Below are 23097 nucleotides of genomic sequence, written 5' to 3'. Positions count from 1 at the left end.
AATTCAAGTAAGGGCAGGTCTTGTGCCGATTCTGTCACCGGGCAGGGCAACCACAAGGGATTGCCCCTACAGACAGCATTTCATAATGTGCAATGCCATTATGTGCGTTTAGTCAATCGCCAGACCGCTAGGCGGTGGCTTTGGCGTTTTCCGGCTTGCTGGTGCTTGGTTTGCTGATGCCACTGATAAACATAGGGACAAATTTTTGTAAGAAAGCTTGAGGGTCACGCTTCCAAGCCCGTTGCACCACGTCAATCCGCGTTTGTTGCAGATCGGGTGCCAGTAGGGTTTGGGGCAACCGCTCCATCAGGTATTGAGGGCGTTGCCACAATGGCATGGTCTCGGCGATCGCCATCAGTTTCTCCACCCGACGGATCTCAGCCCCCAGCGTAATGTCCATACCTGATTCAAAGGCAGCTTGCTCAACAGCTCCGTACTTGCGCTTGGCTAAATCTACTTTCTGAGCGTGTTCTGGACTCTTGCGAGCCAGTTCTGCTAGCCAGCGGTTGCCCCAGCGTACATGCCCCGCTTCCTCAGGCAAAATCCGCTCAATGGTTTCCCGGATTTTGATATTTTCCTCAGTTTGCGGAGCTTTTTTCAAAGCATGAATGTGAGCCGAAAAATACTCGCAACCGCGCTTTTCAGTGACGTTAATGGCTGCTAGGACCGAAATCAAGAATTCATCGCGATCGCGTCCTAGATCCACAGCCTCGCTATCAAGTAAGCGCTCAAACTCTTGAATATAAGAAGAACCAGGTGGCAAGCCGACATTGGCACCCAAATCCACCAAGAGATCCGTCAGCCACATGGCGTGCCGAGCTTCATCAGAAATATGTCGAGAAAGATCACGGATTAGCTCCGGAGGCTGCCCATCCAACTGTTCGATTAAATCAGTTAAGTCTTTGCAACTGCGCTGCTCACTATAGCGGTAGCGGTTGAGAGTGACTAAATGTAGCTCGCGATCGCGCACTACTTGGCTCAAAATCTCGCGTGCGCCCAGCGTGTTGAGCAGCTTGCGAGGATAAGCAACAGTCATACTTTTTATGTGGTTTTGTAAAGCAACTCTCTCATCCTAGCGTAGTCATTCCTGGCTTAGCCTAGAAAATTGATGCGCTATGCGAGCCATAAAAAAGCCACCCCGTAGAGTGGCTTGCAAACTACCCTGAGCGGTAGCTAAAAAACTAGATGTTCAGGGCATTCAGGAGATTAGACATCGTAGTAGAGCGCAAACTCGTAGGGGTGAGGCCGTAACCGCATGGGGTTGACTTCGTTGTCGAGCTTGTACTCAATCCAGGTATTGATAAAGTCTTCGGTGAAGACGCCACCCACAGTCAGGAACTCATGGTCTTCTTCCAGAGCCTTTAGGGCATCGAGCAGAGAGCCAGGGGTGGAAGGAATCTTCGACAGCTCTTCAGGGCTGAGGTCGTAGATATCCACATCCAAAGGCTCACCCGGATCGATTTGATTCTTAATTCCATCGATACCTGCACAGAGCATGGCTGCGAAAGCGAGGTAGGGGTTAGAAGTCGCATCAGGACAACGGAACTCCAAGCGCTTCGCTTTGGGGTTAGTGCCAGACAGCGGAATCCGGATAGAAGCAGAGCGGTTGCCTTGGGAGTAAGCCAAGTTTACAGGCGCTTCAAATCCAGGTACTAAGCGCTTGTAGGAGTTGGTGGTGGGGTTGGTGAGAGCCAACAGAGCAGGAGCATGCTTGAGGATGCCACCAATGTAGTGGAGAGCCATCTGGCTCAGGTTGGCGTAGCCATCACCCCAGAATAGAGGCTGACCACCTTTCCAAATGGATTGGTGAGTGTGCATACCAGAACCGTTGTCGTTAAACAAAGGCTTAGGCATGAAAGTAACGGTTTTGCCGTGACGCTTGGCAACGTTCTTGATCACATACTTGTAGGTCATCAAGTGGTCTGCGGCGCGAACCAAAGTGTCAAAGCGGAAGCCCAGTTCGCACTGACCGCCCGTAGCAACTTCATGGTGATGCTTCTCGATGGGCACGCCGCACTCAGCCATCACCAACAGCATTTCGGTCCGGATGTCTTGCAGTGTGTCGGTGGGCGCAACGGGGAAGTAGCCTTCTTTGTAGCGAGGCTTGTAACCTAAGTTGCCGCCTTCTTCTTTGCGACCAGAGTTCCAGCGACCTTCTACCGAATCCACATGGTAGTAGCCTTCGTTCTCGGTTTGGTCAAACCGTACATCTTCAAAGACGAAAAATTCTGCTTCAGGACCTAAGTAAGCGGTGTCACCAAGGCCCGTGGAGGTGAGGTAATCGACTGCTTTTTGAGCAATGGTGCGGGGACAACGGCTGTAAGGCTCACCCGTTCTAGGCTCTTGAATGCTGCAAATAATGCTGAGAGTAGGCTCAGCCATGAACGGATCAATCCAAGCGGTGTTTGGATCGAGCACCATTGACATGTCTGATTCATTGATGGCTTTCCAGCCCCGGATGCTGGAACCGTCGAAGGGCACCCCGTCGGTGAAGCTGCTCTCATCGATTTGGTCATGATAGACCGTGAGGTGCTGCCAGGTTCCTGGCATGTCAATGAATTTAAGATCAATCATCTTGATCTGTTTTTCTTTGATCAGATTCAAGATGTCTTGTGCAGTCGCCATGAATTACTCCTTAATGTCTGGGCAAATCTAGGAAGGGAGAGGTCTGCGAGCGATGGAGGTCAGCCAGGTGATATAGATGGAGCACAACCTGATTCAGAACTGCACTGCCTCAACGGTGTGACAAAGGTAGAGCCGAGACATGAGCAGTCAGCCAATCCCAAAGTCACTAGCGGTTGATGGGTGATCAGTCACAACTTTTACTTGATGATTCCTGCGACTCGTTATTTCTAGAGGCACTTTGCATTTTGCAATGTTTGCGGCGTCTTTTAGCACACACTCATCGGCAGGGTTGGTGATACCTGAATCATCCTAAAAATAGGGTTGGGGATAGTTTGTATCCTTTGCTACCAAACTCTCTTGAAGCTTACCAAAATACGGACGAAATTAAATTTGTCGTTGTCCTCCTTCAGCCTTCTCTTGAAAAATGAAAAATTGTAGCGGAATTGACAGTTTTTCATTTTTAGGCTGAGTTGGCCCTTAAAATAGTATCAGAAGCTACAGTTCCGTATTTCTAATCACTATGATTTTTGAAACTGATTTTGACCAACAAGAGGCCCTGAAATATCGGCCAGGCCAGAAGGTTGAGCTGAAGCATCAGCCAGGTATGGTGGATGTGATTGCCAGTTACGACCCGATGATGGTACCGCCCATTTCTCTGGTGAGTGACCCTATGCCTCGCTACCCGGAAGAATTGCACGTTTTGCCAGCTCCAGCCCTGAGCCGCAATTGGCTGAGTTTCTCTGGACAAACTCAGTATCCGGCTTGTTCGTTGGGCGATCGCGAAGCATCACGGCGGGTGAATTGTGAAGTGTCACGTCAAGTGAATCGTCGAAGTCAGCAGTCAACATTTGGTCAGCGCTCTAAAGACAAAGTTTTCTCTTAAATCTTTAACCTTACTAATTCCTACTATTTCTAAATGTTGAGAGTAGTAGAAAATAAGGCACATAAAACTTAACAGATTAGAAGCCATTCAGCTCGAATTCAGCGCCAATTACGCTGATCTTGCCGTGGTAAACTTAACCCTAAATCCTAATGCACCAGCCCGACTCACGGTTGAAGTCAGCGCTGTGCTAGGAGTACAGAGTCATTTTGTGCAGTAAGCTGTAGCAATTGCATGGGCCATCTTCAACCTATTAAAACGTCCAGCGTTTAGTAGCTAGAACGACTGGCTATTAACTGGTTGACGCGGGTCAAAAATAGCAAACACGTATAGGAACCACTTAGGAGAGTCATTTCATGCGGGACGCAGTGACAAGCCTGATTAGAAACTACGACATTACGGGCCGATATCTTGATCGGGACGCCCTTGACTCACTGAAATCCTACTTTGGCAGTGGCACAGCTAGAGTTCAGGCCGCAGCAGTCATTAACGCGAATGCTGCCACCATCGTCAAGCAAGCAGGATCGCGCCTGTTTGACGAACTTCCAGAATTGATTCGTCCTGGTGGTAATGCTTATACCACTCGTCGCTATGCAGCCTGCCTGCGGGATATGGACTACTACCTGCGCTATGCCAGCTATGCTCTGGTCGCAGGAGATATGGACGTTTTGGATGAGCGAGTTTTGGAAGGTCTAAGGGAAACCTACAACTCTCTAGGAGTTCCCATCGGCCCCACAGTACGTGGCATCCAATTAATGAAGGACATTGTCAAAGAGCAAGCAACCGCCGCTGGTATTGCTGATCCTGCCTTTGTGGATCAACCCTTTGACTACATGACTCGCGAACTCAGTGAACAGGACGTTTAATTGCTCGATTAACCCCTAGGTTTTGGGGTGAGTCTTGGCATTCAGGTTTGAGCTAGATAGGGGTAGGTTTGGGAGCAAGATTTGCGAGTGGGCAAAGGTTGTTGCTGAGCTTACCCCTATTAGTTTTGCCCTTACTAGTTTTTAAGTTTTGGCATTTGTTGCCAGGATTAAAGGTGCCGGAAGTCTAACTCAGCATCCGGTTCTAATACCCAAACCACATCTCCCTTGACGCTGCTAGTAATAACAGTTTGATCACCACGACGGCTCAGCCTAGCAGCAACCTCAAGTGCTTGGGCTCGGTCTTTAACAACTTTGAAGAAGCTGTAATACTGTCCCTCGACTGCAATGGCTGACAATCGGTGCTCCAAATCCGGGACTCGGATATGGCAGGGACGATATTGGTTGCGAGATTCCAAAACTTTAGCTGTTGCTGGGCCTTCTCTATTGCCCGTTGTCTGTGCCGTGGGTGCTAAATCAGTCTGAGCCGGAAGATCTAGATAAGCCTCTCGCTCTAAGACCCAAATTGCATCCCCTTTGATGGTCGCCGTAATAACAGCTTCTTCACCTTTATTGGCGAGACGGTTGGCGATTTCTAGAGCTTGCTGTCGCTCTTTCACTAGCTTAAGTAGGCTGTAGAACTTACCATTCACACGAATTGCAGCAACGCGAGTGTCTAAGTCGGGTACTCGGATGTGGCAAGGCTGATATTGAGTTCGAGACTCTAAAATGCGAGGTGGAGGATTCACGGTCGTCTGCGAAGAACCTTCGGGTGGCATGGTGGAAGATGAGATGGCCTCAAAAGCTTTATTTTATAGGTGTTCCTTCATTTTAATTTTTTAGTGCAGTTCCTTGGCTAAGCAACGACTCGATACCTTACTTGTAGACCTAAAACTCTGTGATTCTCGACAGCAGGCCCAGCGCTTAATTCGAGCGGGGGAAGTCAGGGTGAACCAGCAGGTCGTGGATAAACCGGGTACCGAGATTGACCCTACGGCTCAGATTGCCGTGAAGCAGCGATCGCCCTACGTGTCTAGAGGCGGCGAAAAACTAGCCAAAGCCCTAGAAGCGTTTCCCATTGAAATCACTGGTCGTGTCTGCTTAGATGGCGGCATTTCTACAGGCGGCTTTACCGATTGTCTGTTGCAGTCAGGAGCGCAGAAAGTCTACGGCATTGATGTTGGCTATGGGCAAGTAGCCTGGACCCTGCGCCAAGACTCGCGTGTGGTCCTCCGAGAGCGCACTAATCTCAGGCACTTAAAACCAGAAGAGCTGTACGAGCAAGGTCAGCCCGATGCCGATCTAGGAGTTGCCGATGTCTCCTTTATCTCCTTAACGAAAGTATTACCCGCTCTGTGGCAATTGCTCAAAGAACCACGAGAAGCAATTTTGCTTGTGAAGCCACAATTTGAAGTGGGGCGATCGCGCGTTGGCAAGAACGGCGTAGTCCGCGACCCCAAAGACCAAGCAGAAGCGATCGCCCAAGTCATCCAAACTGCCCAAGCCCTCGGTTGGCACTACCAAGGCTTAACTTGGTCCCCCCTACAAGGCCCAGCCGGAAACATCGAATACCTTTTATGGCTAAGCATGAGTGACTCCGTTCCCACCCCGGACCTAGGCGCGATCGTCCAGAGCACTAAAGCGGCTCAACAAGCACTTACGGGAGTGAAGGAGGAAGGATAACGGATGAAGGGGTTAGGCGGCAAGTGTCGGAGGACAGCGAGAAAAGTTCAAGATATCGAAACACTTCCACTAAAGCTCGTTTGGAGGGGGTCTGGGGGACGCAACCGTCCCTCAGCGGGGGTTTGGGGGCGAGTGCCCCCAAGACTCGGTAACTCAGCTTCACTAGCTACCCCAAAAACTCCCCAATCTCCTGCCGCAACCGATAAACAATCGTATTCGGCTCAATTTGGCTCAAAATATCTTGAATCACCGTATTTGGCCCTTGTGGTCCCCAAGTACAACCTTGCTCCAAATACACCTGAGCCGCCCGTCCGATCGCGTAGGCTCCATATCCAGCCGCCGCTGCTTGCACCACAGCTACCCCAGCATAAGCAGAAAAGTTGGCTGGGTTCTCACCCGAAGCGATCGCCGCCGTACTCTTGCCTAAACCTAACAAAACGCCACTGCCTAATTCACTCAGCAGCAAACTGCCGGAACTGAGCAAAATGGTTTTCCAAAGCTTCCCAGCCTCATAGCGAGTCATCGGTAAGCCGTAGAGCCGCGCCAACTCTCGAATTAGCGCTAAATCCGCTACCACACCCCCGGCTAAATCCAAAAACGCGATCGGATTTAAGGCAATCGCCATTGCTTTATAGCGCGTAAACTTCCAGATCAGCGCCTCCGCTTCCGGACTGCACAGCTCAATCGTCGTTTGGGCAATCTTGGTTTCGGCTTCCCGCGCTTGCCGCAAAGCATTCAAAGCTAGGAGCGATCGCCCTTCCCGGTTCAACAACGTCAGCAGTTTGTCTTGCAACGGCTCAATCTGGGGTGGTGGCGATTCCCACTCATAGGTGACACGACCATCGGGCCACTCTACCCGCACTTGCAACGGGGCAGGCTCAGCCGCCACCATCACAATCTCCTCAGTCGAGAGCAATTGCTGGAGGCGTCGGCTGTCTCTGGTGTTGGCTCCTAGTTGCTGTAGGTTTTTATAAATCGCTTGGCGATCGCGATCGGGATACAGATCAATTTTGTTGAACACCAAAAGCAGCGGTTTTTGAGCATCCCGCAGTTCGCACAACGCTTGATACTCAGTCCGGGTAATATCGCCAGAGACCACGAACAAAATCAGATCTGCTTGGCGCGCCACATCGCGAGCCATTTTGGCCCGAGCCTGTCCTTGCACCTCATCCAAGCCAGGCGTGTCAATTAATTCGACTTGCACCTTGCTGTCTGCATTCGGCACCCAACGCACCGAGCGGGGCCATTGCGTGACCCCATTCAGCGGACCCGTTTGCAAAACTTTTTGGCCTAACAGAGCATTTAATACGGCTGACTTCCCACGACTCACCAACCCAAAGGTGGCAATCCGGATCACTCCTTGGTCCAGCTTATTCAGGGTGGTAGCTAAGCTCTCTAGCTCTGTTTGCAAAGCCGCTTGTAACTCTAAATTGTTAGGCAGCTTAAATTGCCGCAAACGGTGGGTATGCCGCGCCAAGATTTCCCGTAGGCTGGCTCTAGCTCGACTGAAATGTGATTCTTGTGGAGTAGAACGAGCGGAACTGGAGACAGACTGAGCGTTGTTAGGAGCGTTAGGTTGAGAGGAGGGAGGTTGACTCAAGGCTAGTACTGGAAAGACTGACCGCAGATCTATTCTCCTCTACCAGCTCCAATTCGTGGCTAGCTAGCTGTAGGTTTGGCAACGGGATAGATGCCAATGGTAAGGCTGGCTCTGTGGCAGCGAGTAATTGCAATTGAGGTTGTGGCTGAGGAGAGGAGGTGTGTGTAAAGCGCTCTGTCACCTGCTTCACTAGAGCCTGGAAGAGACTCACCTGCTGGTTTTGCTGAAAGACGGTTTTGAGAACTTGAGTCAGACGATCGAGACTGAGGGGATTTTCCGCCTCTGGGCGAATCGAGGCACTTTGTTCCTCAAAATATTCACTCAAACTCAATCCAGCCAAGCGAGTTAAATAAGCAGCACTAGCACCTTGCATAGCCCCACCTGCCACATAAGTAATGGCATGGCTCTTGAGTACGGTACCGATCGCCTGGGTAGATAGCTCGACTAAACCTAATTTCAGCAGCAAACTAGCCATTGTCTTAGCAATGGTCTGCGCCTGTTGTAAGGAAAACTTTTGCTGATAAATGGCACTCAGGTCTAGGACTAGCTGAGCATTAATGGCGCTGGTGGCTAAGAGATCTAGAGCAGGGACTGGGCTGGCAAAAGCCGTAGCTGCGGCGATCCATTGGTATTGCTCAATCAGCGGCAAGGCCCGATCGCGGCGAACCTGATTTAGAACTGCCTGCACCTCAGCCTTCAAAGCGATCGCGCTGCGCCAAGTGGTTGCCCAAACCAATTGCTGACTCTCCTGAGTTAACAACTGCTGCAACCGCTCGAAGAGTAAATTAATTTCGGGTTGGGGCTGTTCCATCCATTCCTGCACCGATCCATCGGCTTGGTGTTGGCGCACTTTCAAGGGGCTAGGAACTGCCGCGATCGCCACCACATCAGCGCTGTTTAGATACTCTTGAGTGCGAATTTGCAATTGCTTGAGGACTAGCGATCGCTCAGTGGGTAAATACTGATCTTGCTTATTCAGAACTAGAAGTAAGCGCTGATTGGCCGTAGCCAGTTGTTGCACCACTTGCAACTCTGACGCAGTCAAATCTCCTGCCACCACGAAAATGACTGCGTCTGCCGTTTGCACCTCAGCGATCGTATCGGCATCGAGGGTGGAAGTTTCTGCTGCGAGCAGAGCGGGTAGATCTTGCCAAGAAACAGATGACGATAAAGATAACCCTTGTGCTTGCAGGACGTGAACCAAAGAAGTTTTGCCCACCGCTTGTCCCCCCACCACGGCAACTCGAAGTGCCTGCCGCTCTAATTCCGGAGTTAAGGCTTGAAGCTGCGCTTTTAGGGTTGGAATCCGGGCAATGGTTTCCGGGCGCACCTTGTCTAAGGTGGCTACTTCAGCTTGTAACCGCTGAATTCTGTCTTCAACTTCTGTGAGGCTTTGCTTGACCTGTAGACGGCTCACAGGAGACGCTGGAGCAGAAATGGGAGCAATTTGAGCGTTAGGTTTCTGAAGAAACCAAAGACCTGTCCCTGCTGCGATCGCTCCTAGGGTGACTAAACCGCTGACCTCTGCCAACGAGTGCACCATATTCTCTAGAAACCACAGCCCAAAGGTAAGCCCTACTCCCCCGACTAAAACAGGTCGCCGCCACAGGACAGTCATAGAATTACCAGCAATTGATAAAAAGTTTTTGTTAGCAGTTCTAGCCTGACTAGTATCACTTCTGCGGCGAAAAATTCCACGCCTGACCAAAAGTGTTACTTGCCTAGCTTCACATTGCTCTTGATACCTCTATTCTACGGGTAGGACTCTGCTTCTAGAGGGTGTAGTTGGGTGGCTAACAAATTCAAGACAAAAATAAAGCTCTGTAGCGATTAACTACAGAGCTTTATTTTTATTTGGTGGCGGGGCATGGATTTGAACCATGGACCTTCGGGTTATGAGCCCGACGAGCTACCAGACTGCTCTACCCCGCGTCGGCTTTATTAATATAACCAAAAGCTTCTGAGATTGCAACCCCCAATTTCTAAATTAGGGATAATTCACCCAAAACGTCTAAACGCTTGAATGAACTCAGGGTAATAAAGCTCTCGGTTAGAGTCTCTGCGATCGCCGGTGTCACCCAACCCAGCTGCTTCAGAATGTGAATTGCTGCTGCATATTTAGCTCGCTTCGCTCCATCCACCACCTTAATGGCTAGCCCTAAGCCTTCACCCACTCGACCAATGCACTGCACGCCTTCAGCACCCGATTTGCTGACCAACTCGCCTTGAGTCAGACGCATGACCTCGGTGTCAAACTCACCCTCTCCCGCCACCATATTTGGGTGATGGGTCATGGCTCGGACAATTCGCTCCATATCTAAACTGCTGCCAGAGGCAAGCTGGGCATAGAGGGTCGCCATTTGTCCCAACTGCAAGAAATAAGTAGGAGCACCGCAGTCATCGCGTGCACCTATAAATTCCTCGGCTGGCATGCGGAGCAGCTCGGCAACCTTAGCCAAAATCAATTTCTGAACTGGATGATTGCGTTGTAAATAATTAGACAGCGGCCAGTTGCGTTGTTGACAGACTGCTAGCATCCCAGCATGTTTGCCAGAGCAGTTGTACTCCAATGGGCTGCGCTTGCCTTCAGGAGTTGGGCATTGCAGCGCCGATGGATCAATGTCGCTCCGCCACAGGATATTAAAAGCCTGCCGCACTTGCTCAATCGTGCCCTTGTGCGAGCTACAAATAATCGCTAAATCTCGATCGGTCAGGTTGTAGCGCTCTAATGTGCCCGTTGTGGTTATAGATAGCGCCTGAAACGGCTTGAGTGCAGAACGCACAAAGGTAGCAGTTTCTGCATTGCCTGCAACTGACAACACCCGCCCTCGGTCATCACAGGCGACAGCTTGGACGTGATGGCTGGACTCGACCAAACCTTCACGCAGTAATCTAACTTCTAGCTCAGCGGCTTGAGTTCGTTTTCCCCTAGTCATGGCTAAGACTGTGACATACTCCAGTTCCCAAGGCAAGCCTAGCTCACAGAGCTATAACACTTGCAATATTTTGGTTAATTTTTGTGGGACTAATTTTATCGGCTAATGTTCTGGGACTTAGATTTAAGGCTTAGAGGTATTGCCAAACAATGCCACCACAACAGAAAAGCGCGATGAGACCTCCGAAGCTGCGCTGTAAACGCCGTAAAACCGGTTGAATTTCGTAGCTGACAATTAAGCGATCGCGCGTCAGCACTTCCGGCGGCTTGGGCCAATATTGACCGTCATACCAACCAGACTCTTCGTAGAAGACAGTTTCGTTGAGGAGGCGATCGCGAATATAACTCCAGCCCAAATATAGGCGGAGTAAAGGCAGCGCCACCATCAAGCTGGCCCCTGCTGCACCGCTGAGCGCAAACTGCACTGGATGCTTCACCCAGGAAAAGCTGTAGGTTGCCACTGGCCCAACCACAACCCAACTGCAAACCCAAATCCAGAGCATTGTGGTGAAGTAAGTTTGCAGAGGTAACGTAGCCCAACGGAAAAACCAAGACTCCTTCAAGTCTTGGTATTCGTTGAGCGGTTGCTGCTCAGAAGGAACGGGACAAATAGGGGTAGAAATATCCATAGGCAACACTAGCAAGTGCAGAGGCTACCCGAGAGCCATCTAGTCCCTTTAATTTACCTAATCCTTTGCCAACGTGGAAAATTCAATTTTTTCCGCATGGCCCCAAAAGGCTTCAAGATTATAAAATTCTCGCTGCTCTGGCATAAAGATGTGGGCAATAACATCGCCGTAGTCTTGCACCATCCAGGTACCATCGCCTTGGCCTTCTGTGCGGAGTGGGAAGCGTTGGGATTCTTCCTCTACCTTGTCCTCAATGGAGCGTGCGATCGCCCGCACTTGGACGCTGGAGAAACCTGTGACTAAGACAAAATAATCTGCTAAGTAGGAAACCTCAGAGACTTTGAGGATGACAATGTCAGCTCCCTTGCGATCGTCGGCAGCTTCAGCAACCATCAAAGCCAATTGCTTACTAGTATCTTGCTTCGCCACATCAGCTGGTTGAGATGAAGTAGCAACCGCTGGGTAAGAACGTACTTTGAAATCGGTCATTATTTAGTTCTCAATTCCTTGTGTAATAACAGAATTCGTGGGATGCGATCGTTTCAAGAACCAATTGCGCGTGAGAACAGTTCGAGGATGAATTAGCCGATGGGTATTGAGAAAATACTTCAAAGAATAGTCACAAGTTAAGTAAACTGCTTGGTGTAAATCCTGCAAACTGCTTTGTCGCAAGGTCTCTAATTCAGGATTCTCTCCTCGTCCTGGCTCTAAACTATCTGCTAAAAAGACAACACAACTCAATAAACCCATTCCAGGTCTACCTAATGTGTGGTCACAGATAGCTTGCAAGACTTCTTCGTCTTCAATCCCAAACTCATCTCTAGCTACAATGGCACTTGCGGGTGCATGAAGTAAGTGAGGATGGGCCGCCTCTACAGGGTCTATCTCCAAACCCTCAGCTTCAGCCATTTCTAGGAGACGTTGGGGCTTGAAATACTTTGCTAGATCATGCATCAAGCCTGCCTGGGCCGCTTTCTCTACATCTAGACCATGATGCTGAGCTAGCTCTACAGCAGTTTGCTCCACTCTCAAAATATGCTTGAGCCGCGCGTCAGGCACATTTTCTGCTAGCCAACTCAACACCCGTGCGCGTTCTACTATACCTGGCTGATAGTCAATGCCAGGAGGGAGAGGGCCAGAAGCATTTGGAGAGTGATTAGAGGGACGATTGCCCAAACTAGAAGATGGTTTGACCTGCAAAATTTTTGAGGAAAGATTTATTCAATCTGCCTCCCATTTTAGCTGAATTATTGGTATCAGCACCTAAAGTTAGGGGTTTGTAAACCGTACAAAAATGCCCAGATACCACGATACCTGGGCTAACACTGGTTTTCAGTGTGAAGTTTCTCTCCTAGAAGATTTAGAGATCGACCAAGGATTTTTCAGTCACAAGTTCTGGTAAAACAGGACGCTTATTAGAAGCGTTTGCTGCCACCGTCTTAAACAGAGCCTCATACTGGTTAAGTGCTTGGTCAAAGGCATAGCGCTCAACCGCAAACTGTCTACCTTTCTGGCCTAGCAGTTGGGCTTTAGCAGGATTGGCGTGCAGTTCCAAGATGGCGGCGGCCAGTGCTTCAGGGCTTTCTGGCTCAACTACAACACCCCCCCCGCTTTGCTGGACTGCTCTAGCAGCCGTTCCAGTGTCAGGAACTGAGGCAATAATGGGGCGACCACTTGCCAATAGCACCTGGGTTTTGGATGGCATATTGAAAGAGATCACATTGCTCTTTTGCACAATCAAGCCAATGTCAGAGGCGGCGAGCATTTCCGGCAATTTCTCTCGTGGTGCAAAAGGCAAGAGCAGTACATTATCTGCCCCTCGAGATTGGCAGTAGTTTCGCAAGCCTTGCAGCGCTTTTTCCTCACCTACAATCACTACAGCGATTTCGGGAATGTGGCGCAGGCGGGTAGCGGCTTCAACGACTGTTTCTAGCCCTTGGGTCAGCGCGATATTGCCAGAGTAGAGGACGACAAACTTGTTTTCGAGTTTATGGGCGACTCGAAAGGCATTGTTTTCTTTAGGCAGGGGTCGGATGAAGTTGACATCCACCCAGTTGGGAATGCAGACCATCTTGTCTGGATCAACTCCCTTCGCGGTGAGGTTGTCCACGAACCCCTCCGTAATCACGCTGATTTTGGTGGCGGTGCGATAAGCAAATTTTTCTAAGGCTGAGAAGACACGAATCATAGTCTTACTCTTCAACAGCCCGACATGCACCGCTGCATCAGGCAAAATATCTTGTAGATTCAGTACCACTGGGCAGCGTCGTATCCAGCCGAGTAGCGCAGCAGGAACACTAACGGGTAAAGGTGGAACCGTGAGCAAGATGACATCAGGCCGCCAACCGCGCATGGCTTGCAGGAAGCTGGTCAAGACAAAGCTGCCATCTAGGAGAATGCGATCGAGTAAACCAGGCTTTGGCTTCACCCAAACAAAACTGCGTTGGATTGTAACTCCGTTTTTTTCTTCAGTGACATACCACTTCCCTTGATATTCGTCGTAAATGCGACGTTGGGGGTAGTTGGGCATGCCAGTGACGACGCGAACTTCGTGGCCTCGTTGCACCAATCCTTCTGCCAATTCGGTCATTAAGGGGGCAATCCCGATTGGCTCTGGATGGTAATTATAGGAATAAATCAGAATTCGCATAGTCGCTAAACTTAGATCGTTCTACGGAGCTGCGAGTCCAACGCACACCTTCAGAGTTTGCCTATGTTGCATAGGACTCTAGAATGTTGCTGCGTCCTCACTAGCAACTTAGCGATAGATCACATACTTAAGAAACTTTAATGGTTATGCTTCAGCGAATCTTTTTGTAGGATTTTGTTCTTTTAAAGATCCGATGAACCTTTCCTCTAAAAGCGGCTGTTTTTCTGAGTGGGGCCACTGAACCTAGATACACCCCGAATTTTGCGCTGTTTGGTCGTCTACAATGGGTTTTCCCTGCTAACGGCAATTGTTGAGATGACCGCTGACACCGCCACAGCTCGCTTGGTTGAAGTCTTTTCAGCTATCCAAGGCGAAGGACTAAATGTAGGCACGCGCCAACTTTTTATTCGGTTTGCCTTCTGCGATTTACGTTGCCACTTCTGTGATAGCGCTCATACCTGGACGGCCCCTACTTCTTGTCAAATTGAGCGATCGCCTGGACTACGAGATTTTGAGACGCATCCTAATCCAGTGACTTTACCCACTTTATTGGAGTGGGTGCAGCGGCAAAATCAGCCAGGGCTACACGACAGTATTAGCCTGACAGGAGGCGAACCTTTGCTGCACGCAGCATTTCTAGCCGAATTTTTACCTCAAGTGCGTCAGCAAACAGGACTGCCCATTTACCTCGAAAGTGGTGGGCATCGCCCTGAGCAGTTGGCAATGATTTTGCCGTATCTAGATGCTGTCGGGATGGATGTGAAGCTACCCAGCGTCAGTGGTGAGACTCTGTGGCAAGCTCATACCGAGTTTCTCCGACGCTGTCATGATGCTTCGGTAGAAGTGTTTGTCAAGGCGATCGCCTCCCAAGCCACCAAACTAGAAGATTTAGAGCAGACGGCTGAATTAGTAGCTGCGGTGGATCCAGCGATTCCAGTCTTTCTTCAACCTGTAACTCCCCTAGATGCTGCTCACTCCCTGGGTCATGATTTTTCGCCACCCACTCCCGATCAAGTTCTGACCTGGCAAACTCTGATGAAGCGCTATTTAAAACAAGTTCGGGTTGTCCCCCAAACTCATAAAATGTTGGGCCAACTGTAAGGCAGAGTTAGGGAGTTGGCATAAGTTAAAACGGAGCTGAGTGTTTCCCCAACTCCGTTTGATTCAACTAAAAAGTCTCAACAACGTGACTCAATAATAGATTTCTTACAGTTCCGGACGGCTACCCTTGGCTTTGGCTTTAGCTTTCGCTGCACTGCGCTTCAAAGCTTCCAAACGGGCTTCGTATTTGCCTCGTTGCCGCTTCTTGGGAGTTTGGTCAATTAAAGCTTTGAGGGCACTGCCCAGACTCTTGTAAGCATTTGGTAAGCTATAGCCAAATCGAGTTGCTAGGGCGATCGCCTTCTCATCAGCATCGATCGCTTCTCGTACTGTACGCTCGTTATTGTTCTTCTGGAACAAGCGGTAGCCCGAAACCCCACACAATCCTAGGGCTAGCAGCAACAGCAACCCATCTTGGACCCAAAGTTCTCCTACAGCGCCACCCAGACCAATGGCTAAAGCTGCCATTTCCCAACCATCTTTGGGGATTGTATCGTTCTGGATGCGAGCGACTTCGTGCCAAAATAGTAAGTTACGCTGATCGATCGCTAGTTGCTCCCAGCGAATTAAGTCAATCTGAATTTCAACTTGATCCTTGCCAATCTCTTCAGCCGTAATCAGGGGAGGGTTAACAGTTGTGGCTCCCTCCACCATGACCCAACTTTGCAGTTCAGGAGGTAGCAAGGCTTTTAAACGCCGGAGTTCGCTCATCTCGGCTCTGGTCGTGGAGGTTGCATACGATGTCATAGTCCGGGCCTTGGCAACTCGCAACAAGAAAAGATACTACTTTGGAGTATAGCCGTCTTTCTATGCCAATAATTCTCTGCTTATCTAGTTAATCTAGGGCATTAGACGAGAATTACATCAGCAAGAATAAACTAGCGATCGCCTCCGCCTTATTTATTATTTACTCAGACGGAAACGTACCGCGTCGTTTCCTAGCTTCCATTGCTCGCTCTAACAGCTCCAAAAGTCCCGGTGCTTGTTCTTGCAGCGCCAGTAATAGTCTTTCCCCTTCTTCTTCGTAGCCTGGGTCCTGCCCAGTCTCCATCACAGCTTGCAATCGTGGCATTGCAACTTCATCTACGATTTGCACTAACCCTGCTAAACAGCGGTTAAATTGGCGTTCTGTCAATAGAGAATCTTCGAGCGGAAATTCAATGATGGCTCGAATTTCACCATCGGACGGATCGTATTCCCATTGCAGCATCTTAGTTTCCCAAGAGATGCACAACATAGTTTGCAGGATGGCATTTTTGTGGGGGTGATTTTGGATATCCGAAAGGACTTGAGGGGCGAACAGTTTAAAGAACTTGCCTTCCTCGTCTAGCTGAACCACGATGACGAAGTTTTCTAGATTATCCGCCTCAACGCCTGTGACGATACGATAGTCTGCTTCATCAAGATCGTAAGTCCAACCTTTGTTATCTAAATATTTGGCAATCTGTTGCAATGTCGCGCCCATAGGTGCCTCATCGGTGATTCGCTAAGCAAGCGGGTGAAATCAAAATGCTTAATCCTCTGCCCTATTGAATTTATCTGAGAAGAGGTAATCAGACAAAACCCCCACCAAGGGTGGGGGCAGAGCAGAGGTATAGATCACAGGAGGTAGATGCTGACAGACTAGAGTTTGGCTTCTTCTCGGACCAGCTTATCCCAACCCAGGTCTTTCAGATTATTGTTTCGACGAAGGGGCCGAGTTACCAACTCGAGAATGTCACGGGAGTTAGTAAAGCCATGAATCTGAGCGAAAGTAAACTCCACAGACCATTTGGTATTGATACCGCGCGCTTCCAGAGGATTGGCGTGGGCCATACCAGTGATCACTAAGTCTGGTTTGAGTTCGTGAATCCGTTGAATTTGGTTGTAATTGTCAGGCTTTTCGACAATTCGGGGGGTTGGCACTCCCATTTCGTGACAAGTCTTCTCTAGTAGCGCCAGTTCAGCCGCTTGGTAGCGCTTGTCCATATAAGGGATGCCGATCTCTGGACAACTCATGCCACAGCGAATCAAGAAGCGAGCCAGAGAAATTTCTAGCAAATTGTCTCCCATAAAGAAGACAGATTTGCCCCGAATTAACTGGAGGTAATCTTCCAAGCTTGCCCAAATCTGAGCTTCCCGCTCGGCTAAACCTTGGGGTTCAATGCCGAAGACTGAGCAGATTTTTTCTAGCCAAGCCCTGGTGCCATCGGGACCGATGGGGAAGGGAGCACCAATCAGCTTGCATTTGCGACGACGCATGAGTGTAGTAGCAGTGCGGCTGAGGAAAGGATTTACCCCAGACACGTAGTAGTTTTCTTCGATTACGGGCAGCTCGGTGTAACGTTTGGCAGGTAGCCAGCCACTGACTTTAATTCCTTGCCGCTTCAACTCTAAGGTGAGTTGCGTAACGACAGGATCAGGCAATGAGCCAAACAGAACTAGAGGCGGATGCTCGGCGTATTCCGATTCTTCGGCGGCGACTTCTTCTTTCTTGCGACCAAAGTTGAGCAGTTTGGCGATCGCATTTTGCTCATTTTTACCTGCCTCGGTCGTCGCAGGCTTGTCTGGGCAGCGCTGAGCCATTGCCGCTAGAACAGTATCCTCTCCTTGAGTGAAGGCGTAGTCCAAGCCATTAGCGCGAGCCACCACAATCGGAATCCCAATCTCCGACTCTAGCCTGGGAGCCAAGCCTTCCAGGTCCATTTTGATGATTTCGGTAGTGCAGGTGCCGATCCAAACAATCACACTGGGGTTGCGATCGCGCTTAATTTGATCACACAAACGCTTGAGTTCTTCGTAGTCGTTGAGCTGAGCTGAGATATCTCCTTCTTCCAGTTCTGCCATCGCATAGCGAGGTTCGGCAAAGATCATCACGCCCATCGCGTTCTGTAGGAAGTAGCCGCAGGTCTTGGTGCCAATGACCAGAAAGAAGCTATCTTCAATTTTTTGGTAGAGCCAAGCCACGCAACTAATCGGGCAGAAGGTGTGATAGTTACCAGTTTCACACTCAAAATTGAGGGCTTGGGGCTGAGTATCAGCAAGGGTCATGAACGGTGTTCCTCTCCAGGGTTCTATTAATTTGGGGCGGCTGGTGCTTAAACCATCATTAGATCTAGTTCTTCGTCTTCTCTCTTGGGCGCTGGGGCGGGGTTGAGATAGAAATCGGACAATAGAGCAAACAGATCCCGATCAGGAGTATCGGTGGGTACGACACCTTCGGGTTGAGCCAAGATCTGGTCAGCAATGTTGAGGTAGTAGTCGCAGACAACGTTTAAGGAAGGATCAGACTCGGCCATCTCGAACAAAGTTTTGCCCTTGACTCGGGAAACCCGGATGTCTTCGATCAGAGGTAACACTTCGAGTACAGGCATGGGCACTTCTTCAATGTACTTGTCAATCAAGTCGCGCTTGGAAGTCCGGTTGCCGATCAAGCCAGCGAGGCGTAGGGGGTGGGTTCTAGCTTTTTCTCGGACAGAAGCCGCAATCCGATTAGCTGCAAACAAAGCGTCGAAGCCGTTGTCAGTCACAATCAGGCAGTAGTCAGCATAGTTGAGAGGTGCCGCAAAGCCACCGCAAACGACGTCGCCCAAGACATCAAACAAAATTACGTCGTACTCATCAAAAGCGTTGAGTTCTTTCAACAGTTTGACGGTTTCACCTACCACGTAGCCACCGCAACCTGCCCCAGCGGGTGGACCACCAGCTTCCACGCAATCCACGCCGCCGTAGCCTTTGTAGATGACATCTTCTGGCCAGACATCTTCGTAGTGATAGTCTTTGGCTTGCAGTGTGTCAATGATAGTGGGAATCAAGAAGCCCGTGAGGGTAAATGTGCTGTCGTGCTTTGGGTCGCAGCCAATTTGTAAAACCTTTTTACCGCGCTTGGCTAGAGCAGCTGAAATATTGCAGCTCGTTGTCGATTTGCCAATTCCGCCTTTGCCATAAACTGCTAGTTTCACGCCAGTCTCTCCTATAGCTTCGTATCAAAATCTGGGGGACGCATTAGCTGCACGGCGCTTGGTGTGACCGTGGAATGCGCTTTAGTCAACCTGTTGAATGCATTATTGTTGAACCTCCAAGGAAAAGAAAGGGGGTGTGAAGACGTTTGGAGGCGCATAAGGATGCTAGAAAGCTGTGAGAGCTCTCTAAGAGGGTTAAATCTATCAGAACCTAATTCAGGGCTAGAAAAATTCAATTAACTAGTTTTGTTGAACAGTTTTTATAGAAATTGGAACAAAAAACAAAAAATGTTCTGACTCAATTCTTATATAGAGAGGATTTGGACTCTTTCAAACCGCGATCGCTCTTAACCCACTCAATCTCTTACATGAAGGGCCAGAAATGATTAAGCGGCGATCGCGACACTCTAGGCTCCCTTTGTCTCTGCTTCAATGGCTTGAACCTGGAAACGCTTGAATACTCAGCAGTTTTAGTCAGCAGTGAACAATTGGGTGAAGGGCGATCGCCAACTTGAAATCAACCTACGATAAGTACATATCCTCAGGCGAAAAAGGCGAGACCAGGTAGTTTCAAGAGTTTTGTTAAATATGGTGAATTTTGCCCTGATCAGCCTCAAAGCTTTATCAAACGTCACATCGCATCTAATCCTCCAACAATATCCACAAAAAAATTGGGGTGAGTGAATCTCGCCCCAACTCGTAAAGATGACAAAGATGGTGATTACTTTTGTTCTGGGTGCTCGGTGTTAGGAGAAGGTAGACCCAAGCGATTGATAGCAGCAATCAGTTGGTACAGTCGGCCTAAATCACGTTGATTGAAATACAAGGCCAATCTAGGCAAGTCGATTGTCTCGTCTGGAGCTTCCTGTGGCAGGGTTTTGCTTCTTTCGATCCGACCCTTCACCACAATGTCACTGAACTCTTCATTCAGCTTTTCTATATCTTTATCCATTAACTCGGATTTGAGCCGAATGATCAGTAGACTGCCGACATAACGACTAGAGTGAAACACTCGATAGAAACTCGCGATCGCCTCGCAAGCCAAATCTAGGTCATCAGTAATCGTATACAAGCTGGGGTCCTCTGGACTAATTAAACCTCGCTGTAGCAACTGCTTGTCAATGTATTCAGCCCAGCTCCGCCAATAATCTCCACCTGGGCGATCGATCAACACCAGAGGCACAGGAGCAGATTTACCAGTCTGACTGAGCGTTAAAGACTCAAAAGCTTCATCTTGCGTCCCAAAGCCACCCGGAAACAGCGCTAGAGCGTCACTTTCCTTTAAGAACACAAGCTTACGAGTAAAGAAATACTTGAAATAAACCAGCTTGGGATCGCCTTGGATAAAAGGGTTGGCTCCTTGCTCAAAAGGCAAATGAATGTTGAGGCCGAAGGATTGACCTACTCCCGCTCCTTCATTGCCTGCCTGCATAATGCCGCCGCCTGCTCCGGTGATCACCATGAAACCTTGTTCTGTGATGCGACGGGCAAACTCAGCAGCCATTTGATACTCAACACTGTCGGGTTGAATCCGGGCAGACCCAAACATAGAAATTTTGCGAACGTGACGGTAAGGATAGAAAGCCTTAAAGGCTCGCTCCATATCCTGTAAGGAAGCAGTCACAATCTTCCAATCCAAGCGGTCTACTTCACCCTCGGCCATCCGTATAATAGTGACCAAAGCTTGTTGAATTAACTCTCCCTGCTCATGTGTCGGCAGACGATTAATTAATTCAGTGAGATTGGTCTGGAGCGATGCAAGCTCGTTGAAAGATGACGAGGAGACCATGAATGATTCTCAACTGGCGGCATTCTATTCTACCGAGATTCCCAGAGGATTTGTACGTCCCAGAAGGAAGCTGAGGCTTGAGGGATAACGGTAGGGATCAACACTGGACCCGTAAAAATTAGCAGGAACGCACTAAAACTTGGTGCAGTCGTTAAGGGTGAAAAATATAAAAAAATGCAAAAAGCGCTTCGGCATTTACATCCCAAGCGCTGATATTAAGAGAAGGCTTAAGTTCTAAGACATTAAAGCAGACAAAGCTTCGTAAACCAGGCTATTGAATCAAATAAGACCTGAAATACAAAAGATTTCTCAACAAGATGGTTTGGCCCGATCAACTTAAAGATACTTTTCTAAAGTGTTCGCTAAGGTGGTCTTTGGTACAGCGCCAACTACCATATCAACTCGCTGCCCTCCCTTAAAAATCATTAGCGTTGGGATGCTGCGGATACCATATTGGCTAGCAACGCTAGGATTTTCGTCAGTGTTGACTTTGACGACCTTGATTTGCCCGTCGTACTGTTGGGCAATTTCGTCAACGACAGGAGCGACCATCCGACAGGGACCGCACCAAGGAGCCCAAAAATCGACTAAAACTGGAACTTCACTCTCAAGTACTTCTTGCTTAAAACTAGAATCCGTAACTTGTGCGGCTGCTGACATGCTCGGAAATCCTTGCCTACGTTGTTTTCCAAAATTTTATCATAGACAAAACAGTCCCCTTGGCTCTTAAAGCTTATACATTTAGGTAGAGATTCCAGAGCACCAATCCTCAGAAAATCTTCCTTTAAAGTTAAGAACCGCCCGAACGGTAAGTCCAGGCGGAGTGTGGTGTGAGGAGTGAACGGAAACATGCGTCTCCGCTACTTCTATTGTAAGCGACAGCTTTATTTTTTCCAGGGTTCCTGGGTAGAGACCGGAAAAGTTTTAAGAATTTATTGGGAAGTAAAATTACTTGCCCATGCCTAGCTGTTGCGCTTTCTGATAAACCTTGCCTTCAGTGAGCAAAGAGGGAGCAATTACGACTTCAACTTGCTGCATTTCCTTGATGTTTTTAGCGCCTAAGGTGCCCATGCTGGTTTGCAAAGCCCCGAGGAAGTTGTGAGTACCGTCATCAAGTTGGGCGGGACCACGGAGAATCTGCTCTAGTGTGCCTGTGGTGCCGACTCGAATTCGGGTTCCGCGTGGCAAGACGGGGCTAGGAGTCGCCATACCCCAGTGGAAACCGCGACCTGGTGCTTCGGCTGAGCGAGCAAAGGGAGAACCAATCATCACTCCATCCGCGCCGCAAGCAATGCACTTACAGATGTCGCCACCTGTCACCAGTCCACCATCCGCGATCACGGGGACGTAGTTGCCCGTTTCTTGGTAGTAGTCATCCCGCGCTGCGGCACAGTCGGCGATCGCGGTGACTTGAGGCACGCCCACACCCAGGACTCCCCGAGAAGTACAAGCCGCACCTGGGCCAATGCCGACCAATACGCCTGCTGCTCCTGCTTTCATCAGGTTTAGGGCCACTTCATAGGTGACACAGTTGCCTAGAATCACAGGCATGGGCATTTCTTGGCAAAACTGAGCTAGATCCAGGGGCACAATGGACTCTGGAGATAGATGGGCTGTAGAAACGACCGTTGCTTGAATAAAGAACAGATCAGCGCCTGCTTTAGCCACAATCGAACCAAACTTGGCCGCTCCAGCGGGAGTTGCGCTAACCGCAGCAATACCGCCTTGGCTCTTAATTTCTTGAATTCGCTGCTCGATCAGCTCTGGTTTAATCGGCTCTGCGTAAAGCTCTTGCATCAGGGGAACAAACTCAGTGGTTCCTACCGAAGCGATTCGATCCAGAATGGGGTTGGGGTCAGCATAGCGGGTTTGAATGCCCTCTAGGTTCAATACACCCAACGCTCCCAACTGAGATAGGAGCACAGCCATTTTGACATCTACGACTCCATCCATTGCACTCGCAATGATTGGGATTTGCCGTTCGATGCCACCAATCTTCCAGCTTGTATCGGCCAAGCTCGGATCAAGCGTCCGCTGACCGGGCACTAACGCAATTTCGTCGAATCCGTATGCTCTACGAGCCGTCTTACCCCGCCCAAGTTGAATTTCCACGCTTCTATTTCTTCACAAGACCATTTGGACTAGACTACCAAATTTGGGTGAAGGATGGGTCTTGTCAGCGTTAAGGATTTGGTCTTTTTCGATTAAGGGTGTCGCGATCGCGTAATTTTGTCTGTCTATCCGGGAAAGCACTAAGCGGTTTTTAGTTTAACCCTGGACTATCTATTTCTTTGTCAAAAGCTAAAAGAACTTAACGATCAGCCTGCTGGCCGAAATTCTCAATCTTCAAAAGACTAATGTTGCTGGGTGTGGATGGTAGGCGATCGCAGGACAGAAGCAG

General features: G+C 49.4%; 21 protein-coding genes and 1 tRNA gene. 4 read left to right on the top strand and 18 right to left on the bottom strand.

What is annotated here, in order from left to right:
* Positions 1-127: 127 nt before the first annotated feature.
* Both NDA01_RS18415 and glnA read right to left on the bottom strand, forming a co-directional pair.
* Positions 128-1036 carry a ferritin-like domain-containing protein gene (locus NDA01_RS18415; RefSeq protein WP_190434629.1) on the bottom strand — a complete coding sequence of 303 codons (909 nt, stop codon included), beginning with the start codon at positions 1034-1036 and terminating at the stop codon, positions 128-130.
* A gap of 170 nt (positions 1037-1206) precedes the next feature.
* Positions 1207-2625: a type I glutamate--ammonia ligase gene (glnA, locus tag NDA01_RS18410; RefSeq protein WP_190434626.1), complete on the bottom strand. Its 1419-nt coding sequence runs from the start codon at positions 2623-2625 to the stop codon at positions 1207-1209.
* 520 nt (positions 2626-3145) lie between these two features.
* On the opposite strand from glnA, the gene NDA01_RS18405 reads away from it, so the two are divergent.
* Together NDA01_RS18405 and apcB are read left to right on the top strand one after the other, a co-directional pair.
* The gene (locus NDA01_RS18405) at positions 3146-3508 is read left to right on the top strand and encodes a hypothetical protein (protein WP_348229083.1); all 363 of its coding nucleotides are present in this window, start codon (positions 3146-3148) and stop codon (positions 3506-3508) included.
* 353 nt (positions 3509-3861) lie between these two features.
* The gene (gene apcB / locus NDA01_RS18400; protein ID WP_190434623.1) at positions 3862-4371 is read left to right on the top strand and encodes an allophycocyanin subunit beta; all 510 of its coding nucleotides are present in this window, start codon (positions 3862-3864) and stop codon (positions 4369-4371) included.
* A gap of 167 nt (positions 4372-4538) precedes the next feature.
* Here apcB and NDA01_RS18395 read toward each other — a convergent pair whose 3' ends face one another.
* Positions 4539-5147 (bottom strand): hypothetical protein, encoded by a 609-nt coding sequence (locus NDA01_RS18395; RefSeq protein ID WP_348229082.1) that lies wholly within the window; start codon positions 5145-5147, stop codon positions 4539-4541.
* A gap of 73 nt (positions 5148-5220) precedes the next feature.
* Between NDA01_RS18395 and NDA01_RS18390 the strand changes: the two genes are divergently transcribed.
* A complete protein-coding gene (locus tag NDA01_RS18390; RefSeq protein WP_348229081.1) occupies positions 5221-6051 on the top strand; it encodes a TlyA family RNA methyltransferase in 831 nt (276 codons plus the stop codon).
* 166 nt (positions 6052-6217) lie between these two features.
* Here NDA01_RS18390 and NDA01_RS18385 read toward each other — a convergent pair whose 3' ends face one another.
* The 8 genes from NDA01_RS18385 to NDA01_RS18350 all read right to left on the bottom strand — a co-directional run bounded on the left by NDA01_RS18385 (position 6218) and on the right by NDA01_RS18350 (position 13865).
* Positions 6218-7651, bottom strand: coding sequence for a DUF697 domain-containing protein (locus tag NDA01_RS18385; RefSeq protein WP_431193443.1), 1434 nt, complete (start codon positions 7649-7651; stop codon positions 6218-6220).
* Positions 7623-9269: a slr1306 family protein gene (locus tag NDA01_RS18380; protein WP_348229080.1), complete on the bottom strand. Its 1647-nt coding sequence runs from the start codon at positions 9267-9269 to the stop codon at positions 7623-7625. Before NDA01_RS18380 ends, NDA01_RS18385 begins: the two co-directional genes overlap by 29 nt.
* Positions 9270-9506: 237 nt before the next feature.
* A tRNA-Met gene (locus NDA01_RS18375) sits at positions 9507-9583 on the bottom strand.
* Positions 9584-9633: 50 nt separating this feature from the next.
* On the bottom strand, positions 9634-10623 hold the full coding sequence (locus NDA01_RS18370; RefSeq protein ID WP_431193442.1) for an asparaginase: 990 nt from the start codon (positions 10621-10623) through the stop codon (positions 9634-9636).
* Between the two features lie 94 nt (positions 10624-10717).
* Positions 10718-11215, bottom strand: coding sequence for a CGLD27 family protein (locus NDA01_RS18365; RefSeq protein ID WP_190434611.1), 498 nt, complete (start codon positions 11213-11215; stop codon positions 10718-10720).
* 57 nt (positions 11216-11272) lie between these two features.
* Positions 11273-11704, bottom strand: coding sequence for a ribosome silencing factor (gene rsfS / locus NDA01_RS18360; protein ID WP_190434608.1), 432 nt, complete (start codon positions 11702-11704; stop codon positions 11273-11275).
* Between the two features lie 3 nt (positions 11705-11707).
* On the bottom strand, positions 11708-12415 hold the full coding sequence (gene yqeK / locus NDA01_RS18355) for a bis(5'-nucleosyl)-tetraphosphatase (symmetrical) YqeK (protein ID WP_431193441.1): 708 nt from the start codon (positions 12413-12415) through the stop codon (positions 11708-11710).
* A 160-nt stretch (positions 12416-12575) separates the two neighbouring features.
* A complete protein-coding gene (locus NDA01_RS18350) occupies positions 12576-13865 on the bottom strand; it encodes a glycosyltransferase family 4 protein (protein ID WP_190434603.1) in 1290 nt (429 codons plus the stop codon).
* A gap of 228 nt (positions 13866-14093) precedes the next feature.
* On the opposite strand from NDA01_RS18350, the gene NDA01_RS18345 reads away from it, so the two are divergent.
* Positions 14094-14966 (top strand): 7-carboxy-7-deazaguanine synthase QueE, encoded by an 873-nt coding sequence (locus NDA01_RS18345; RefSeq protein ID WP_431193440.1) that lies wholly within the window; start codon positions 14094-14096, stop codon positions 14964-14966.
* 105 nt (positions 14967-15071) lie between these two features.
* Here NDA01_RS18345 and NDA01_RS18340 read toward each other — a convergent pair whose 3' ends face one another.
* The 7 genes from NDA01_RS18340 to NDA01_RS18310 all read right to left on the bottom strand — a co-directional run bounded on the left by NDA01_RS18340 (position 15072) and on the right by NDA01_RS18310 (position 22808).
* Entirely contained in the window at positions 15072-15713 is a 642-nt protein-coding gene (locus NDA01_RS18340; protein WP_190434596.1) for a DUF3318 domain-containing protein, read from the bottom strand.
* 160 nt (positions 15714-15873) lie between these two features.
* The gene (locus NDA01_RS18335; protein ID WP_348229079.1) at positions 15874-16431 is read right to left on the bottom strand and encodes a hypothetical protein; all 558 of its coding nucleotides are present in this window, start codon (positions 16429-16431) and stop codon (positions 15874-15876) included.
* A 158-nt stretch (positions 16432-16589) separates the two neighbouring features.
* The gene (locus NDA01_RS18330) at positions 16590-17996 is read right to left on the bottom strand and encodes a ferredoxin:protochlorophyllide reductase (ATP-dependent) subunit N (RefSeq protein ID WP_190434588.1); all 1407 of its coding nucleotides are present in this window, start codon (positions 17994-17996) and stop codon (positions 16590-16592) included.
* A 47-nt stretch (positions 17997-18043) separates the two neighbouring features.
* Positions 18044-18907 (bottom strand): ferredoxin:protochlorophyllide reductase (ATP-dependent) iron-sulfur ATP-binding protein, encoded by an 864-nt coding sequence (gene bchL, locus NDA01_RS18325; protein ID WP_190434586.1) that lies wholly within the window; start codon positions 18905-18907, stop codon positions 18044-18046.
* A 721-nt stretch (positions 18908-19628) separates the two neighbouring features.
* The gene (locus NDA01_RS18320) at positions 19629-20696 is read right to left on the bottom strand and encodes an LOG family protein (protein ID WP_348229078.1); all 1068 of its coding nucleotides are present in this window, start codon (positions 20694-20696) and stop codon (positions 19629-19631) included.
* 336 nt (positions 20697-21032) lie between these two features.
* A complete protein-coding gene (gene trxA, locus NDA01_RS18315) occupies positions 21033-21356 on the bottom strand; it encodes a thioredoxin (protein ID WP_190434580.1) in 324 nt (107 codons plus the stop codon).
* A 288-nt stretch (positions 21357-21644) separates the two neighbouring features.
* Positions 21645-22808: a GuaB3 family IMP dehydrogenase-related protein gene (locus NDA01_RS18310; RefSeq protein ID WP_190434577.1), complete on the bottom strand. Its 1164-nt coding sequence runs from the start codon at positions 22806-22808 to the stop codon at positions 21645-21647.
* Positions 22809-23097 lie beyond the last annotated feature (289 nt).

The organism is Trichocoleus desertorum AS-A10 (assembly GCF_039962155.1).
In the GTDB taxonomy this organism is placed as follows: Bacteria; Cyanobacteriota; Cyanobacteriia; order FACHB-46; family FACHB-46; genus Trichocoleus.
This window is presented reverse-complemented; position numbering and strand designations above follow the sequence as displayed.

Bases quoted from the DNA above. Each gene is read 5' to 3' on its own strand.
- rsfS (WP_190434608.1), bottom strand. From the start codon at position 11,704: ATGACCGATTTCAAAGTACGTTCTTACCCAGCGGTTGCTACTTCATCT.
- NDA01_RS18335 (WP_348229079.1), bottom strand. From the start codon at position 16,431: ATGGGCGCGACATTGCAACAGATTGCCAAATATTTAGATAACAAAGGT.
- NDA01_RS18350 (WP_190434603.1), bottom strand. From the start codon at position 13,865: ATGCGAATTCTGATTTATTCCTATAATTACCATCCAGAGCCAATCGGG.
- NDA01_RS18330 (WP_190434588.1), bottom strand. From the start codon at position 17,996: ATGACCCTTGCTGATACTCAGCCCCAAGCCCTCAATTTTGAGTGTGAA.
- NDA01_RS18340 (WP_190434596.1), bottom strand. From the start codon at position 15,713: ATGACATCGTATGCAACCTCCACGACCAGAGCCGAGATGAGCGAACTC.
- NDA01_RS18320 (WP_348229078.1), bottom strand. From the start codon at position 20,696: ATGGTCTCCTCGTCATCTTTCAACGAGCTTGCATCGCTCCAGACCAAT.
- trxA (WP_190434580.1), bottom strand. From the start codon at position 21,356: ATGTCAGCAGCCGCACAAGTTACGGATTCTAGTTTTAAGCAAGAAGTA.
- glnA (WP_190434626.1), bottom strand. From the start codon at position 2,625: ATGGCGACTGCACAAGACATCTTGAATCTGATCAAAGAAAAACAGATC.
- NDA01_RS18395 (WP_348229082.1), bottom strand. From the start codon at position 5,147: ATGCCACCCGAAGGTTCTTCGCAGACGACCGTGAATCCTCCACCTCGC.
- NDA01_RS18380 (WP_348229080.1), bottom strand. From the start codon at position 9,269: ATGACTGTCCTGTGGCGGCGACCTGTTTTAGTCGGGGGAGTAGGGCTT.
- NDA01_RS18405 (WP_348229083.1), top strand. From the start codon at position 3,146: ATGATTTTTGAAACTGATTTTGACCAACAAGAGGCCCTGAAATATCGG.
- apcB (WP_190434623.1), top strand. From the start codon at position 3,862: ATGCGGGACGCAGTGACAAGCCTGATTAGAAACTACGACATTACGGGC.
- NDA01_RS18365 (WP_190434611.1), bottom strand. From the start codon at position 11,215: ATGGATATTTCTACCCCTATTTGTCCCGTTCCTTCTGAGCAGCAACCG.
- NDA01_RS18415 (WP_190434629.1), bottom strand. From the start codon at position 1,036: ATGACTGTTGCTTATCCTCGCAAGCTGCTCAACACGCTGGGCGCACGC.